The following is a 16,044-nucleotide window of genomic DNA, read 5'->3' as shown; positions in this document are numbered from 1 at the left end:
AAACCGGGTACATACCAATTTACTACAATACACAGTTATATAGACAGTCTCAGCTATTTTCATATTGCCTTCGGCAGTGTGGCAGAAGGCTGCATCCGGATTTCCCTGGCCGTTACTGAAATATATTTATATAAGGTTTCTGTTTGGCCTTTGGCATAACGCGTAAAAACACCAGCTTTTTTTGCTGGTGTTTTTGCATGAAATTACAGTGATTTACTTTCTGCTTTTCCGGCCATCGCTATCGGCATAAGTGATAAATCCTTCCATTAAACAGTTATCTGATCGCTGCTGCAGCAGCCGCCATGGCTGTTCTGCTTGTCCCCAGCAATGTTGTATAGGATCCGTATCCCAGGGGAAGCAGATATGCTTCAATCGTACTTCCTGCGTATACATCATCACACCCGCCAATATAATAAATCCAATAGATATTATTAGAGTTACTGGCAATTATAGTAGTGACAACAGGCAGATATTCACTGTATTTAACCTCTGAAATCTGTACTACCTGAAGGCGTTTTAAATCAATGAGTTTGTCTCCGAATTTGGCCGGATTTTTTTCGAATTTCTTAAAACTGAATTCTTCATCAAGAAAGGAACTGTAATCGTCTATATTGTGCTCGAAAAAAAGCTGGTCATGCTCAGACAGGAAGTTGTCCGCTAACTCAGTAACTGTATAAGGGAAAGAACCTGAGGTACCCAATGAAGTAAAAAATTCCTGCGCATTTGGAGCATATTCACCCTCTATATAATTCCCGGTATAATCCATTAAATCTTCATTTTCCAATATCCTGGAACCATAACCATGAAAGAGTCCCTGTTTCCAGCCTCCCTGATATGTATATGGCTCATTATAAGTATTAACGGCTGAAAAAGTACCCTGCCCATCTGCCAGGCCGTCAATGGTATCTCCCTCATATTGCCCTACTCTGTCTACCTCGGAGAAATTAACCAGATAGGCGTTATCCTTTAATTTGCCGGCGCCCTTTAGCATACCATCCTCAAAACCGCCTTCATATATGAATGCCTTATCGTTTGAAGTAAATTGACCGCTGCCTGTTATTGCGGAATTATTTATGTCGCCGGAATAAATCCCTTCTATCTGCCGTCCCCTCTCATTTAAGGTATAAGCAAGCCCTTCTATCTTCCCTTTTCCAGAGGTGCAGTTATTGATAATATCACCTTGATACACCAGTCCGTCCATACCGGTAAATGTCCCGGAGAAACAGTCCCCGTTGACATCCCCCTCAAAGGTTCCCGTATATTTTTGCCCTGCCGCTTCGAGTTCCATGGGAAAGGATGCTACCCTGGCATCCGACAATTTCCCGGATTCAAAATTTCCCTCGCCGTTCCATTTGGAACCGTCAGGTTCTTCTCCTGTGAAGGCAGCAGCGCCCTCAGGAATCCCATCCTTGAGAAGGCCCGTATATTCCACAGCATAGTTTTCAGATGCCAGGCTGATTTCCAAAGGTTCGTTTTCCACTTCCTTTGAACATGCACTGAGAAGCAGTGCGCCGCATACTGCTGCAAAGATGAATTTCTTTCTCATAATATCCCCCTTTGTAAAAATACATCGATGTGTTGTATAGGAACTATTGTACCAAGTCTCCGGCGCGGCGGCCAGCCCTAAATACATGAAACTTTTGTTTTTCTAAAAACCGGGCATCTTTCCCGCTATTCTACTGCCTGATTAGCGCAGTATCGGAAAAAAACTGCCGGCCGGCGAAAGGAAAAAGGGAAGACTGCGCTGTAACGGCGACAGCAGAATGAAGCTTTATTGAAGATAACAGAAAAATTTTTATGGACTTGACAAAACCCGTCAGGCTCACTATACTTTCTCAAATTTCAGGAAAAAGCAATTGAATTAACCGTTTGGTTAATCAGTCAGATACCCGGCGGGAAGCAATAACAAAGCCGTGATGGTTAATGTATCGGAAACAACACGCAGATCCTGAAAAGAAAAAGGAGGAGTTGAGATGGAGTTAAGAGTGCTCAAAGGTACGCTGATAAAAAATCTTCTGACTCAGTACAGGCTTTGTGAATTTCTTGGGTAACTAGTTTCCGCACTGTGTATAACGGTATATAAAAAGTGTGCAGGCTGCCGTCAATGGTTCTTTCAGAACCAGACAGGCAGGCCTGCACACTTTTATTCCCGCGAGCAACGAGCCAAGTATCCATGCTTGCATGGATACTTGGCGAATGACGCGAGGGTCAAAGACCCTGCTGCTCTGCAGCGCTGCAAGTTTGATACCTCGTGGCTTGCAGCGAGGTATTTGATTTTCAGATGCCGGCTGATGCACCGCCGGCTGTTTTCACATATTAATAATTGGTATCCTTATCATAGAATGCCGTATAAGCGTCCTGCAGCTTTTTCAGGGTGGCAGGATCTTTTCCGCCCACAGGCTTTCCGTCCAGCTCCACGGCCCTGATGCAGAGTCCGCCGGAGCTGCTGATGATAATTTCATCCGCGTCCCTCAGCTCATCCATGGTGAAGGGCGCTTCCTTTGTGGGAATTCCGTTGGCCTGCGCCAGCTCCAGGAGATGCTTGAGCGTGATGCCGGGCAGAATCAGATTATCCCTGGGAGGCGTGCAGAGAACGCCGTCCTTAATCATCAGGACGTTGCTATGTGCGCATTCCGTTACCCGGTCGCCTCTGTGGAAAATGGTTTCCTGACAGCCTGATTCCATGCAGCGCTGATAAGCGATAACGCTGGGAATCAGATTCAGTGTTTTGATATTGCAGTGAAGGAAGCGGGTATCCTCCATGGAAATCAGCTTAAAGGCCTGATCCATAGGCACAAGTTCGCAGGGAACGGTAAAAATCATCAGGTTGGGCTTAACGTCCGCCGGAGGGAAATTGTGGGCGCGCAGCGCCGTCCCGCGGGAACACTGCCAGTAGAGCATGCCGTGATCCAGTTCGTTGGCATCGATACATTTCTGCAGCTCCTCCACCAGAGTTTCCCTGGGCATATCAAAGGGAATTTCCAGCATTTTGCAGCTGTTGTAAAAACGGTCCACATGATCCTTTACCGCAAAAATATGATTGTGTGCAAAGGTGGTTGCATCATAGCAGCCGTCGCCGAAGTATACGGCGCGGTCCAGCATGGGGATTTTCATTTCCTCAAGAGGGCCGATTTCTCCGTTGTAATAGCCTACATATTTCATAATCCATATCTCCTGTCTTTTATTTATATAATGATAATTGTTTGTAATAATTCAGACAGGTCTGAACTGTTACAATAGTTCTGTTCCTTCGTGGATGTTCAGATAACTGGCCTGCCGCGTTCTTTCACACTTACTGTTTTTTCTCTTTGTGACGGAGGATTTTGTATCCGCCGATAATCAGGGTGGGAAGCAGGTAGAAAAGGATGAAGCCATAGGACAGATAGGAATAGCCTTTTTCTATCAGGGTAACCACACCGATTCTGGAAAGCAGAAGGGCCGCAATCAGGGTTGCCACGGTAATCAGCCCGCGCTTGCGATCCGACATTTTGGCATTGCCTCTTTCCGCGAGAGCCACGTCAAAACGGTCGATGATCATATGGATACAGCCGGTGGCTGTTTCCACCAGGGTCCAGCCCATGACGAGGCTGAAAAGCCCCAGAAGCACCGGGCCGCCGTTTACCGCTTTAATCATTTCCATCCAGGGAGTAGCCACGTCCGCGCCTACAATCGAGGTGTCGCCGTAGAAGCACATCATTGCAAAATAGGAAAGGAACCAGGGAATTACCATCAGAAGCCCGGCGATAATTCCGGAAACCAGCGTTTCCTTCCGTTTTGTCTGCCTGGTCAGGGAAAACATGCCCATGGGGATTGCATTTATATTATAAGCCACATAGAGGATGCCTGTCCAGATGCACAGCGGGAGAGTAACGCTTCCGCCGACTGCGCTGGTATCCATGGCTGCAAATACCTGGGGGATGTTGCCGCCTTTTTTGACCAGTACAATGATGGTAAAGAGGATATAGCCGCCGTATAGGAGGACGGTGCCTACGGATTCAAATTTTTCAATGACCTTGGAGCCCTTGAAGTTCAGGAGCCCGCAGAGGAATACGATCACCACGGAGCCTAAGATATTCGGCAGGCCGACCTGTTCAAAAATGCTTCCTGTGGCCGCAGCCATAACGGCGATAAGGACAATTGCGATGAGCACGGTCAGGATGTCCATGACAGGCCAAAGCGGCCCTATGACCTGCCTGATATAATTTTTGTAGTCATAAACCTTGTAAATGCGGCAGATCTCAAAGGTCAGAAAGGCGAACAGCGCAAAGCCGATACCAATGGTCAGGCCGGAGATCCAGCCCATGGCGCCGAATTTAGCGCCGTAGGAATATATTTCACGCCCGGTAGCGTAGCCGCCGCCGATGAGAACGGACTGCAGGAGAACGCCCGGCAGGATGTATTTTGCGTAGCCGCCCTCATAAAAGTTTTTCAATGATTTCAATTTTCTGTACCTGCTTTCTTTTGTAATTCATTAAATGAATTATAGGATAAAAAATAGCTGGTTGCAAATTGGAAGATTGCATATTACAATAAGTAAAACTTATTACAAGCCAAGAAGGAAGGGAACAGGCAAGATGAATCTGAAACAGCTGGAGTATTTCGTGTCGGTAGCGGAAACCTTGAATTTTACCAGGGCGGCCAGGAAATGTTTTATTTCCCAGACAGCCATGACGCAGCAGATCAGGGCGCTGGAGGAAAGCATAGGGGTTCTTCTTTTTATCAGGGATAAGCATCATGTGGAGCTGACGCCTGCGGGCAGGGTATTCATGAATGAGGCGAAAGCCATTCTGTCCCGGTCGGAGGAAGCGGTTAAGCTGGCCCGCTCTGCGGCGGAGGGGTTTTCCGGCACCATATCCATCGGATTTATCAGGGGCTATGAGCAGAGCCTTTTTTCAGAGACGGTACGCAGCTTTCATGAAGCCTATCCCAATATTTCCATCCGGCTGATCCGGGAAAATATGAGTGCTTTGTACGGCCTTCTGGAGGACGGGGAGTGTGATGTGGCCTTTAATCTGTCACCGTATGTACATAATTACCATGAGCTGAGCCACCGTTTTCTGAAGTCCTATCCGTTGATGGCCGTGCTGTATCCGGGACATCCGCTCACCTCCAGGAAGCATTTGTCCTACCGTGATTTGTCCGGGGAGGAATTTATTATCATGCAGCCAAAGGGGCGGCCCAATGATGAGGCGGAGGAGGTTATCCTGTGCTACGACAGGGGCGGCTTCGCGCCGAATATTGTAAGCCGGGAAAAAGAGGTGCAGACCCTCCTGCTGATGGTTTCAGCCGGGCTTGGGATTGCCATTCTGCCGGAATATGCTGTCAGGTATTACAGAAATACCCGGAATCTGGTGGTGATTCCTATGCTGAAGGAGGATTTGGAGGAGGAAACGCTGGATTTTGAGGTGAGCTGGCTGACGGAAAACCACAATCCGGCAATCGAAAAGCTGCTGGAATGGGTGCAGATTACTAAGGTAACGGAATAAGTTCCTGCGTAACAAGGCGGTTGTCTGAATCGTTACGATTTTGTGCTGAATGGAGGAAAAAGGGCATAAACTGAATAATAAGCGAGGAAGACAGAGACAACATATGCAGGAAATAGTGATTGAAATTATGAATCGGTTCGGTTATCTGGGGATTGGGCTTCTGATTGTGGTGGAGACCATTTTCCCGCCCATTCCGTCGGAGGTTATCCTGACCTTCGGCGGATTCCTGACGACCTGTTCGAAGATGACCATCGCGGGGGTCATTTTTGTGTCCACAGCAGCTTCCGTTGCCAGCGCCTTTTTACTTTATGGAGCGGGGGCACTGCTGAGTCCGCAGCGGCTGGGAAGACTGCTGGACAGTAAATTCTGCAAAAGGCTGGGTTTTAAGAAGGAGGAGATTTCGGATACCCTGAAGTGGTTTGACGGCCGGGGCAGAAAGGCTGTCTTCTTCGGCCGATGTGTGCCGATTATCCGCAGCCTCATATCTATTCCGGCCGGGATGGCAAGGATGAACCTGGCGGTATTCACAGTCTTTACTGTGGCGGGGAGCCTCATCTGGGATACTGTGCTCGTTGTGTTGGGAGCGGTGGCGGGGGAATCCTGGGGGATTATAACAGAGTATCTGGATTCCTGTTCCGCTTTTATATGGATTGCCATGGGAACGGCGGCGGTGACGTTTGCACTGCGGGGTTGGAAGAAAAAAAAGAAGAAGGAACATGTGGTATGAGGAAAAGGAGGGGCGTGCGGCCCCTCCGGCTGTGTTATTCCTGTGTTTTATATTTTTGCACCTTTTCCTCCGCTTCCTCCCGGGTAAGAGAAAAATGCTTCTGGAGCTTTTCACAGATCCGCTCATCGCAGACGTCTTCCTCCAGATTTTCCAGAACCATGGCGCGGATGCCTTTTTCAACGCCGTCATTAAATATCATTCTCCCCAATGTCGTCATTGTAATCACCTCTTTCACGTTATCCAATTCATTTTTGTTCAGGAACTTGTCTGCAAACGTATATAATACCGCCTGCATTTTTTCCATTTCCAGCGGAGTTATGCAGTCCCTTGCCGTATACAGTATTTTCAGGCTCCGGATAATCCGCTCTTTAATTTTCATGCTGCCGGACATCAGCGGCGTCAGAAGAAGCGGTACAAGATCCGCTTTCGTCAGCGCCTCTCCTCCGGCCTTTTTCTCCTCCACAGCCTTGAAAAGAAGATCCGAATCCCGTCCTTTCAGCCGTATAATCCTGACACGGTACACATTAATGCCGGAGATTAACTGATAACGGGGGTTCTTGACGTTGGCGGAGCAGATGACATAAGTAATTACATCCACATTATGCGCCCGGCTGGTGGCGGCCTCGTATTCCCGGAAACGTTTCAGGTCTTCGTTTGTGATATGATCGCTTTCAAATTCGAAATGTATCCAGCTTTTTTCATTTGTCGCATAGTTGAAATCCTGATAAAAATGTCTTGCTTCCAGTTTCACGGTTTCGGTCGGCGCAATGTACTCCACTGTCCCCGGAATACCCAGCAGCGGCATCAGCTCTGCACCAAAATATTGGGCAGCTGTTTTCAGGCCCAGATCCTCAGAGTGCCAGACCGGCTTTTCCCCTGAGTTCTGTCCGTTGCTTTGTTGCGGTTCGCGCTCTTTTGCAAACTTATGATAGGGAACCTTCTCCTTGGAAGCTTTCCATGCGGCAGAGTTTGCTTCTGCTTTTTTCCTGCGTCCTTTCACACAGCCTCCGTTCCGTAAGCTATGTATAAAGTTCTGCCTGCCATATAATTATAACTGAAAATCCGACACCGGACAACCATATCTTACCTGTTTTTTGTGTTTTATTTTGTACTTTTTCCTGGTTTACCAGGCATGGTATTTTTGATTCTTGATTGGAATTCATGTCCGAGACGGACAGAAAAACGAATTAGAAGTATGACAATAAATGAAGATAGGGATTGTTTGTTCCGACAGACAGGGCTTTCACATAATTCCGGCCGCCGGTGTATTCCTATTTTAACAGTATACCTGTGATCATACAATTAATTTTTTATAAAATAAAAACCCGGATTGCAACTGTCAGCCAGTCGGCAGTGGCTCACCTTCAGTTTGGGCAGTAACAGCCGGCATTTCATTGAATCCATGCGGCCAGGCCCTGGTGTGGGCGGGCTGTAGCCGGCGGTGTCATCATATTAACCATATAAAAGGACCGCAATATTTAGTCATCAGCAAGCTATATTTCGCAAGCCCCTCCGGTAAGGAAACTGATATAATCAAAACAACAGTAAAGCGTCTCTTTTTCCTTTCGGAAAATGGTACGAAAGCAGCCGGAAAAGGGGCGTTTAAAATCTGAAAAGTGTGAACAGCGGAATCTGAAATATGGCTGGGAGGAAAATCCCCTGCCCGCTTAGAGGTCGTATTTTGTCCGCAAAACAGGAGGAAATGTATGAGAGACAGAGAAAAGGCCAGACAAAAGGCAAAAGAGCTGGTTGCCCAGATGACATTGGAGGAGCGCGCGTCCCAGCTGCGTTATGACGCTCCTGCCATTCCCAGACTTGGCGTCCCTACCTATAACTGGTGGAATGAAGCGCTTCACGGCGTAGCCAGGGCAGGTGTGGCGACCAGCTTTCCGCAGGCCATAGCAATGGCTGCCGCTTTTGACGAGGAGCTGCTGAAGACAGTGGGAGACGCGGTGGCAATGGAAGGAAGGGCAAAATACAACGAATATTCCAGGCATGACGACAGGGATATCTACAAGGGACTGACCTTCTGGTCGCCCAATGTGAATATTTTCCGTGATCCCAGATGGGGAAGAGGCCATGAAACCTATGGGGAAGATCCATACCTGACCTCACGTCTTGGCGTTGCCTATGTGGAGGGACTGCAGGGCAGCCAGGATGACGAATATATGAAAACAGCGGCCTGCGCAAAGCATTTTGCAGTACATTCCGGGCCGGAGGGCGTGCGTCATGAATTTGATGCCAAAGCAAGCAAAAAGGACATGTATGAAACCTATCTGCCCGCTTTTGAGGCCTGCGTGAAGGAAGCCGGCGTGGAAGCCGTTATGGGCGCTTATAACAGAACAAACGGCGAGCCCTGCTGCGGAAGCCCGACGCTGATTCGTGACATTCTTCGTGGAGAGTGGGATTTCCAGGGACATTATGTATCTGACTGCTGGGCGATAAGAGATTTCCATATGCACCATATGGTAACAAAAACACCGGAAGAATCAGCAGCTTTAGCGTTGAAATCCGGCTGCGATGTAAACTGCGGCATAACCTATCTGCATTTGCTGAAGGCTTATGAGCAGGGTATGGTTACGGAAGAGGAAATTACCCAGGCAGCGGAACGGCTTTTTACCACCAGATTTTTGCTGGGCTGCTTTGATGAAAATGAATACGATAAGATTCCTTATGAAGTGGTGGAATGTAAGGAGCATCTGGAACTGGCTCAGAAAATGGCAAGAGAGAGCATGGTTCTGTTGAAAAATGACGGAACGCTGCCTCTTTGTAAGGAAAAACTGAACACAATCGGCGTTATCGGACCTAACGCGGACAGCCGTAAACCGCTGGTTGGAAACTATCACGGCACCTCTTCCCGCTATATCACCATGCTGGAAGGAATTCAGGATGCGGTGGGAGATAGTGTAAGGGTATATTATTCCGAGGGCTGCCATATTTATAAGGACAGAGTGGAAAATCTGGGCTGGAAACAGGACAGGATTTCAGAAGCGCTGACTGTTGCGGAGCACAGTGACGTTGTGGTTCTGTGTCTGGGACTGGATGAGAATCTGGAAGGCGAGGAAGGCGATACCGGAAACAGTTACGCTTCCGGCGACAAAAAGGATCTGGAGCTGCCGGAATCCCAGAGAGAACTTCTGGAGGCGGTGGCCGGCTGCGGTAAGCCTGTGGTATTATGCATGCTGTCAGGAAGCTCCATTGACATGCAGTTTGCGGCAGAGCATGTGAACGCCATCCTTCAGGTATGGTATCCCGGCGCCAGAGGAGGTAAGGCTGCGGCAGATATTCTGTTTGGTTCCTGTTCTCCTTCAGGCAAGCTTCCCGTAACCTTCTACAAGGATCTGAAAGGCTTCCCGGCTTTTGAGGATTATTCCATGAAGGGCAGAACCTACCGTTATCTGGATAGAGAGCCGCTTTATCCCTTCGGTTATGGCCTGACCTACGGCAAGGTTTCGGTAAAAGAGGCTGCAGTCGTGGGAGAAATCAAAGAAGGCGAAGCCTTTGAGGTAAGCGCTGTATTGGAAAATAACGGGGATTACGATACCGATGAGGTGCTGCAGGCATATATCAAGGATCTGGAATCCAAATATGCGGTGCCCAATCACAGCCTTTGCGCATTTAAGAGAGTAGCCCTGAAAAAAGGGGAAACCGTACAGGTAACAATGCAGGTTCCTTACGAGGCTCTCATGATTGTGGATGAAGAAGGAAAGAAGTACGTGGACAGTACCCGTTTTGCATTATATGTGGGAATCAGCCAGCCTGATGCAAGAAGCATCAGCCTGACAGGCCAGGAGCCTGTAAAGGTGGATATTACCCTTTAAAAAATAAGGTAACAGCCCGTATGGATCTGGGCTGTTACCGCTGAAATCACTTTTTGGATCAGCGCGAAGCGCCGGCATGTATGACAGGCGCAAAATAAAGAATTCAGTCAGGGGAACCGGCAGTGTCAAGCCGCGTTCCCCTGTTCAGCGATTTGTAGGAAGACGGCGTGCAGTTTTTGGCAGTTTTGAAGATCCGGTTAAAGGTGGAAAGGCTGTTAAAGCCGGACTGCATGGCCACCTCGGTGATGGAAAGATTGGGCGTAAGCAGCAGCCGTTCCGCATAGGCGATTCTTCTGCTGATGAGGTATTCATAGCAGGATACGCCGGTAAACTGCTTGAAAAGCCGGGAAAAATGATACTTGCTGAAGCCCGCCCTGGCCGCCAGCTTTTCAATGCTCAGATCTTCCGTGCAGTGGTCATTGATATAGGTACAGATGGACATGAATTTTTCTATATATTCCTGCTGTTTGCTGGGGGAAATGTCAGGGAACTTATTCCCTTCGGCCATATCACTGCGTCCGAGGGCCACAAAAAAGCGAAGAAACAGGGAATAGACACTGGGCTCCCGGTAGGGATCCTCGCTGGTGTATTCCTTTTTGATTTCTTCCAGGTATTCACGGAGTGTTTCAGCAAGCCCGCCCTGTTCACAGGCCCTGATAAGACGGTAGGGGCGGAGGGTGTGCAGAAGGGAATCCATGCCCGTCAGGCTGCAAAGCAGAGAGTAGTCAAACTGCATAAACAGGCGTTCCCCCTCGGGCGGGGCGAAAAGCGAGTGCAGCTCTCCCGGGGGAATCAGCAGTATGTCGCCCGGCACAACATGGATGGTTTCCCCGTTGGTCCGGACCGTATAGTCATTTCGGACAGGCATGATAAGCTCCAGCGCTGTGTGCCAGTGGAGGGGGAAGTCTTCGGGATCTGTGTTGAGAAAAACCTTAATCCCTTTCATTTCCCGGTAGGCCACGGTTTCATGCGTGCCGTTCAGTATTTCTATCATTATGTATCACCTCGCCTTGCGGCAGTAATGGGGGCCGTATTTTTGCTATTAGTATAGCATCTGAAATGATAGCCGTAAAGTGTGAGAGCGGCTGGCGCTGCTTTACGCAGTGGAATATTGGTGTGGAGAAGGGAAGATATGGAAAAAGGGGAAAATATGATATAATTCGATTTAAGATTCTTTTAGTGTTTTTATATAGTGGAAGATTTATGAGCGTGGTTTGGGGCGCGGAAGGGAGCACTCGTGGATATTAAAGAATTGAGGATCGTGGATATTCAGCCGTCGCAGTTTTATATTTCTGAGGAGAAGCTGGAGCAGATTGGGCGTTGGTTTGAGCCGGGGGATTTGTCCGGGTTTGAGGCGGTGCCGGTGAAGGAGCTGGATGGGCAGGTTATTTTTACGGACGGGCATACCCGGGCTTATGCGGCCTGGCTTGCGGGACTTGAGAGGATTCCGTTGGTCTGGGATGAGGATGAGCTGGACTGGGAGGCTTACAGGCTTTGTGCGGATGCCTGCAGAAAGCGGGGAATCCGCAGTGTTGCGGATTTGGAAGAGCGGGTGATTTCGGGGGAGGATTATGAACGGCTATGGAATAACTGGTGTGATGTCCTGCATGAGGTTTTGGAGCTTCAGAGGGCAGACGGATTGGATTGATTGCAGGGGAAAGGATACGGGAGGATTGTTATGGAGAGGATGTTTCAGGAGGCAAACAGGCTGGTTTGCCGTTGGGATGGAGAGACGCTGATTGTGGAGCCGTGGGGAGAAAACGGACTGCGGGTGAGAAGCGCCATGCTGCGGGAGCCGGAGGATACGGATTATGCACTTTTGCCGCAGGAGAGGGCGGAGGCTGTAATCACGGTTGGGGAAGAGAGAAGTGAAATCAGGAATGGGAAAATTATTGGGGTGATGGAAAAGGGGAAAAATTCCGGCGCTGTGCTTTCTTTTTACAACAGTGAGGGGAAATTGCTTTTGGCAGAGGCGGGAGAGGATGGCGCGCTCAACCGGAGGAGCCGTTTTTTCAAGCCGGTCATCGGCGGGGATTACCAGCTGGCTGTGACTTTCGCATCCGATCCGGAGGAAAAGCTGTATGGGATGGGGCAGTATCAGCAGGATTTTCTGAATATCAAGTATTGCAACCTGGAGCTGGCGCAGAGAAATTCCCAGGTAAGCGTGCCTTTTCTGCTTTCCAGCCTGGGGTATGGTTTTCTGTGGCATAATCCGGCGGTGGGGCGTGCGAACTTCGGGGCCAATACTACGGAGTGGTTTGCCCAGAGCACGAAGCAGCTGGACTATTGGATTACGGCAGGAGATACACCGGATGAAATTGAGTGCGCTTATTCAGCGGTCACGGGCAGGGTGCCCATGATGCCGGAATATGGGCTGGGCTTCTGGCAGTGCAAGCTGCGTTATTGGAACCAGGAACAGATTCTTTCGGTGGCCGAAACCTATCATCAAAAGGGGATTAAGCTGGATGTGATTGTATGTGACTTTTTCCATTGGCCAAGAATGGGGGATTTCCGGTTTGATGAGGAATTTTTCCCGGATCCGGAAGAAATGGTGAAAAGGCTGGAGGAGCTTGGCGTGCAGCTGATGGTTTCCGTATGGCCGGAGGTGGCCTGGACCAGTGAAAACTATGAGGAAATGAAGCAGAAGGGGCTGTTGGTTAAGGCGGAGAAGGGGATTGATCTGGCAAAGCTTTTTAATGAAAACAGTACCTTTACCGATGTGACGAATCCGCAGGCACGAGATTATCTCTGGGAAAAATGCAGGAAAAATTATCTGGAAAAAGGGATCAGGCTTTTCTGGCTGGATGAGGCGGAGCCGGGCTTTACCACCTATGATTATGACAATTACCGCTGCAGGATGGGAACGCAGGCGCAGGTGGGGAATCTGTATCCCCAGCTGTTTACGCGGACCTTTTATGAGGGGCTGCGCAGGGAAGGGTTAGAGAAGCCGGTGAACCTGGTGCGCTGTGCCTGGGCCGGGAGCCAGAGGTACGGGGCGCTTGTCTGGTCCGGGGATATCCACTCTGACTGGAAAACCTTCCGCAGGCAGGTATGCGCGGGGCTGAATATGGGGATTGCGGGAATTCCCTGGTGGACAACGGATATCGGCGGTTTTACGGGAGGGGATCCGGAGGATGCGGCCTTTCGTCAGCTGTTGGTCCGCTGGTTTGAGTGGGGAACCTTCTGCCCGGTGATGCGCCTTCACGGCGACCGGCTTCCTGCAGAAAGAGTGACGGGAAAGGACGGCAGACAGCATCAGCATACGGGCGGGCCCAATGAAATATGGAGCTTCGGGGAGGAAAATGAAAAGATACTGGCAGCCTATATCCGGCTGCGCGATGCCATGAGGCCTTATACCAGGCGGCTGATGGAAGAAGCGCATCGGTACGGCAGGCCGGTGATGCGCTCCATGTTTTATGAATTTCCCGGACAGGAGTGCTGCTGGGAAATGAAAGAACAGTATATGTTCGGAAGCGATATGCTGGTAGCCCCGGTTTTGTACGAGGATGCGATGGAAAGAGAGGTTTACCTCCCGGAAGGCCATACCTGGACGCTGCTTCATGACGGTACGGCCTATGAGGGAGGACAGACGGTTTCCGTAAAGGCGCCGCTTTCCGTGATACCCGTATTTTTGCGGGATGGCAGCTGCCGGGAGCTGATTGGCCTGATATAACCGGCTGCATGCAGCCGGAAGCCATGATTTTTACCTGTCAGGCATGCGCCCGGAAACTGTGTTTTACCTGGCTGACATGCAGCCGAAGGCTATATTTTTTACCTGTCTGATTTTACAGGGAAATAAATGCTGTATGGTTCATAGCCCACATCATGCAGCGGGATGAAACGGATGCCCCGTTCCTGGCCGGTGGTGCGGAAGGTGGATTTCCAGCTTCCCCATTCCCGTTCATTATCGTGGACAAGGATCTGTTCCGGACGGGAGAGGTCGGGAACGTGCAGTGTGCGCTCCTCGTCGGTAAGACCCGCCAGCACTACGGGACCGTAAAGGAAGGCCGTCATAGTTTCATCATCGGGCAGGGGGCATGCCTTTACTGCTTTCGGCAGCAGGATGCGCACCACATCCCCGTCCTTCCAGGTGCGTTTCAGCGGGACAAAAGAGACGGCGTCGCTGCCGCGCCAGATTTCTTCGCCGTTTACCAGAATCTGTGCTTCGCCTGCAATCCACCAGGGGATGCGGATCTGGAGGGTCATTTCCACCGCCTTTGCCGTTTCAATTTTCAGACAGGGAACCAGACAGTCCGGCTGGGAAGGATACTTGCGGGTGTCCTCCAGTACGGACTGTTTTTCCGAGGAGGTGCTTGCAAGGTGGGAACTGCCTGTGAGCGGATCCTGTTTCTGCAGCAGGGTGACAGGAGTATCCTTTATGCTAAAGGTAACCTGGCTGTCACGGTACTGGCAGACGTAGAGCGTATCCTCCGACTGGTAGTAGAGTCCTCTGTTGAAAGCGGCGTTGGCCTGCACCAGCGTGCCGTGACAGCAGAAGAAATCGCTTTTCTGGCTTGACCAGCCTTTGCGGCTGCCCGCCTGCATGGGAAGAAAATAGGTAAGAAGCCCATGGGAAGGGTATGGGCTGGTAAAGCCGTGGCTTAAAGTGCTCTGCCAGTACCCCTGCGCCATCAGGCCGTTGTAAAGCAGACGTTCCTGATAATCCGCATAAGAGGGATCCCCGGTCCAGCGAAAAAGGAATCCGGCAAGCCGCATCATGTTGTAAACAGTGCAGTGTTCCTGTCCTTTTTGTCCAAGTCTCGCGCTTAGGCGTTTCATAGGCGTCCAGATTTCTCCACAGGTCTGTCCTCCGGTGGCGTACATTCCCCGGTCCGTTACGGCAAGCTTCCAGTAATTCTCCGCTATGGTACGCCATTTTTCATCCCCTGTCACATCATAAGCGCGGGCGCAGCCGATGACTTCAGGGATGGTGGTGTTGGCATGCATGTTTGTCAGCACATCTTCTCCGCGAAGGAGCGGATCGAACAGACGCTCCCTGTAATAACGCTCCATCAGCGTCTTATATTTTTCTTTTCCGGTAACGGCAAAAAGCTCCACCCAGATTTCCAGCATGCCGCCGGTCTCAAAATCCAGGATATCATTCATTTCTTCCCGGCTGAAACGGCCGGTCCAGTCGTAAAACCAGTCAGCAAAATTTTCAGCAATTTCCAGTGCAATTTCATTTCCCGCGTATTCATACATGTCCAGCAGGCCCATAAATACCTTGTGGATTGTATAATGGGGCGCCCATACCTGCTTCCCCTGGGCGATCCGGTACAGGTATTTTTCCGGAATCGGTCCGGCCCATTGTCCGCCGTTTGCCTTCTGGCATTCCGCCAGCTCGTCCACAATCGCATCGGCTTTGGCCTTGATTTCCTTGTCCCCTACAGCATGATAACGCATGGCGGCAGCGGACAGCCAGTGCCCCAGAAAGTGTCCCCGCAGCTGGCAGGTGGGAAATTCCCAGCCGCCGTGCATTCCTTCTATGACGTTGTCGGAAGTATCCCTTCCGGCCTCCAGATTGAAATTAAGCAGAAGAAAGCGGTTTTCCAGATGCATCATATAGCTTCTGTTTTCTTCTTCACGGCGCTTCAGCTCCGGATCATATAATCTGGTGCGAAGGCCGTCCAGTTCTTTTAAATGTTTGTTTGGTTTCATGTGTCCCCTCCTGTGTATCTTATTAAATGAAATCAACCGGTTTCCGCCTGCTGTTCCTTTGAAATGTGCCAGTTTTTAAGTGCGGAAAAAAGCAGCGGCGCGGCGGATATGCCAATATATTCATTATATAAAGGAAATCGGGAAGACGGAATGGACAGAGTGGCAGAAAGCATGAACAAAATGGAAAAAGTACGACAGTTTAATTTATTTCTGGTCAGATGGGAAATCAAAAGGCAGGGTACTTATGCAAATTTCTGCAAATAAAAAACAGGCTCTCAGGAGTGAAAAACGTTATTCTGAATAAAAAAAAGCGCTACAAAAGCGCCTGCCATTTTTTAAGAAAATAGTAAAA

The 16,044-nt window shown here is 49.8% G+C and carries 11 protein-coding genes; 5 read left to right on the top strand and 6 right to left on the bottom strand.

The window, feature by feature from the left end; genetic code table 11:
- Window positions 1–274: 274 nt before the first annotated feature.
- The 3 genes from DXC51_RS26910 to DXC51_RS26900 form a co-directional block, all read right to left on the bottom strand.
- The gene (locus tag DXC51_RS26910; protein WP_181970214.1) at window positions 275–1,546 is read right to left on the bottom strand and encodes an MORN repeat-containing protein; all 1,272 of its coding nucleotides are present in this window, start codon (window positions 1,544–1,546) and stop codon (window positions 275–277) included.
- Between the two features lie 770 nt (window positions 1,547–2,316).
- Complete coding sequence (locus DXC51_RS26905) at window positions 2,317–3,162, bottom strand: aminotransferase class IV (protein ID WP_102287666.1); 846 nt, start codon at window positions 3,160–3,162, stop codon at window positions 2,317–2,319.
- A 130-nt stretch (window positions 3,163–3,292) separates the two neighbouring features.
- On the bottom strand, window positions 3,293–4,441 hold the full coding sequence (locus DXC51_RS26900; protein WP_025488621.1) for a YkvI family membrane protein: 1,149 nt from the start codon (window positions 4,439–4,441) through the stop codon (window positions 3,293–3,295).
- A gap of 133 nt (window positions 4,442–4,574) precedes the next feature.
- Here DXC51_RS26900 and DXC51_RS26895 point away from each other — a divergent pair, with 133 nt between their 5' ends.
- Complete coding sequence (locus tag DXC51_RS26895; protein WP_181970213.1) at window positions 4,575–5,486, top strand: LysR family transcriptional regulator; 912 nt, start codon at window positions 4,575–4,577, stop codon at window positions 5,484–5,486.
- Between the two features lie 103 nt (window positions 5,487–5,589).
- Entirely contained in the window at window positions 5,590–6,213 is a 624-nt protein-coding gene (locus DXC51_RS26890; protein ID WP_117545792.1) for a DedA family protein, read from the top strand.
- Between the two features lie 34 nt (window positions 6,214–6,247).
- Here the strand turns inward: DXC51_RS26890 and DXC51_RS26885 are convergent, their stop codons facing one another.
- The gene (locus tag DXC51_RS26885) at window positions 6,248–7,213 is read right to left on the bottom strand and encodes a hypothetical protein (protein ID WP_021637383.1); all 966 of its coding nucleotides are present in this window, start codon (window positions 7,211–7,213) and stop codon (window positions 6,248–6,250) included.
- 706 nt (window positions 7,214–7,919) lie between these two features.
- Between DXC51_RS26885 and DXC51_RS26880 the strand changes: the two genes are divergently transcribed.
- Complete coding sequence (locus tag DXC51_RS26880; RefSeq protein WP_117545791.1) at window positions 7,920–10,034, top strand: glycoside hydrolase family 3 C-terminal domain-containing protein; 2,115 nt, start codon at window positions 7,920–7,922, stop codon at window positions 10,032–10,034.
- Window positions 10,035–10,137: 103 nt separating this feature from the next.
- Here the strand turns inward: DXC51_RS26880 and DXC51_RS26875 are convergent, their stop codons facing one another.
- Window positions 10,138–11,028, bottom strand: coding sequence for an AraC family transcriptional regulator (locus DXC51_RS26875; RefSeq protein ID WP_117545790.1), 891 nt, complete (start codon window positions 11,026–11,028; stop codon window positions 10,138–10,140).
- A 243-nt stretch (window positions 11,029–11,271) separates the two neighbouring features.
- Here DXC51_RS26875 and DXC51_RS26870 point away from each other — a divergent pair, with 243 nt between their 5' ends.
- Both DXC51_RS26870 and DXC51_RS26865 read left to right on the top strand, forming a co-directional pair.
- A complete protein-coding gene (locus DXC51_RS26870; protein WP_117545789.1) occupies window positions 11,272–11,682 on the top strand; it encodes a hypothetical protein in 411 nt (136 codons plus the stop codon).
- Window positions 11,683–11,712: 30 nt separating this feature from the next.
- Window positions 11,713–13,707 (top strand): glycoside hydrolase family 31 protein, encoded by a 1,995-nt coding sequence (locus DXC51_RS26865; RefSeq protein ID WP_117545788.1) that lies wholly within the window; start codon window positions 11,713–11,715, stop codon window positions 13,705–13,707.
- 98 nt (window positions 13,708–13,805) lie between these two features.
- On the opposite strand, the gene DXC51_RS26860 is transcribed toward DXC51_RS26865, so the two are convergent.
- On the bottom strand, window positions 13,806–15,692 hold the full coding sequence (locus DXC51_RS26860) for a beta-L-arabinofuranosidase domain-containing protein (RefSeq protein WP_117545787.1): 1,887 nt from the start codon (window positions 15,690–15,692) through the stop codon (window positions 13,806–13,808).
- Between the last annotated feature and the right edge of the window lie 352 nt (window positions 15,693–16,044).

The sequence above is a fragment of the Eisenbergiella massiliensis genome, from assembly GCF_003435485.1.
The sequence above is the reverse complement of the archived record's forward strand: the minus strand, read 5'-3'. Positions and strand labels throughout refer to the sequence as shown.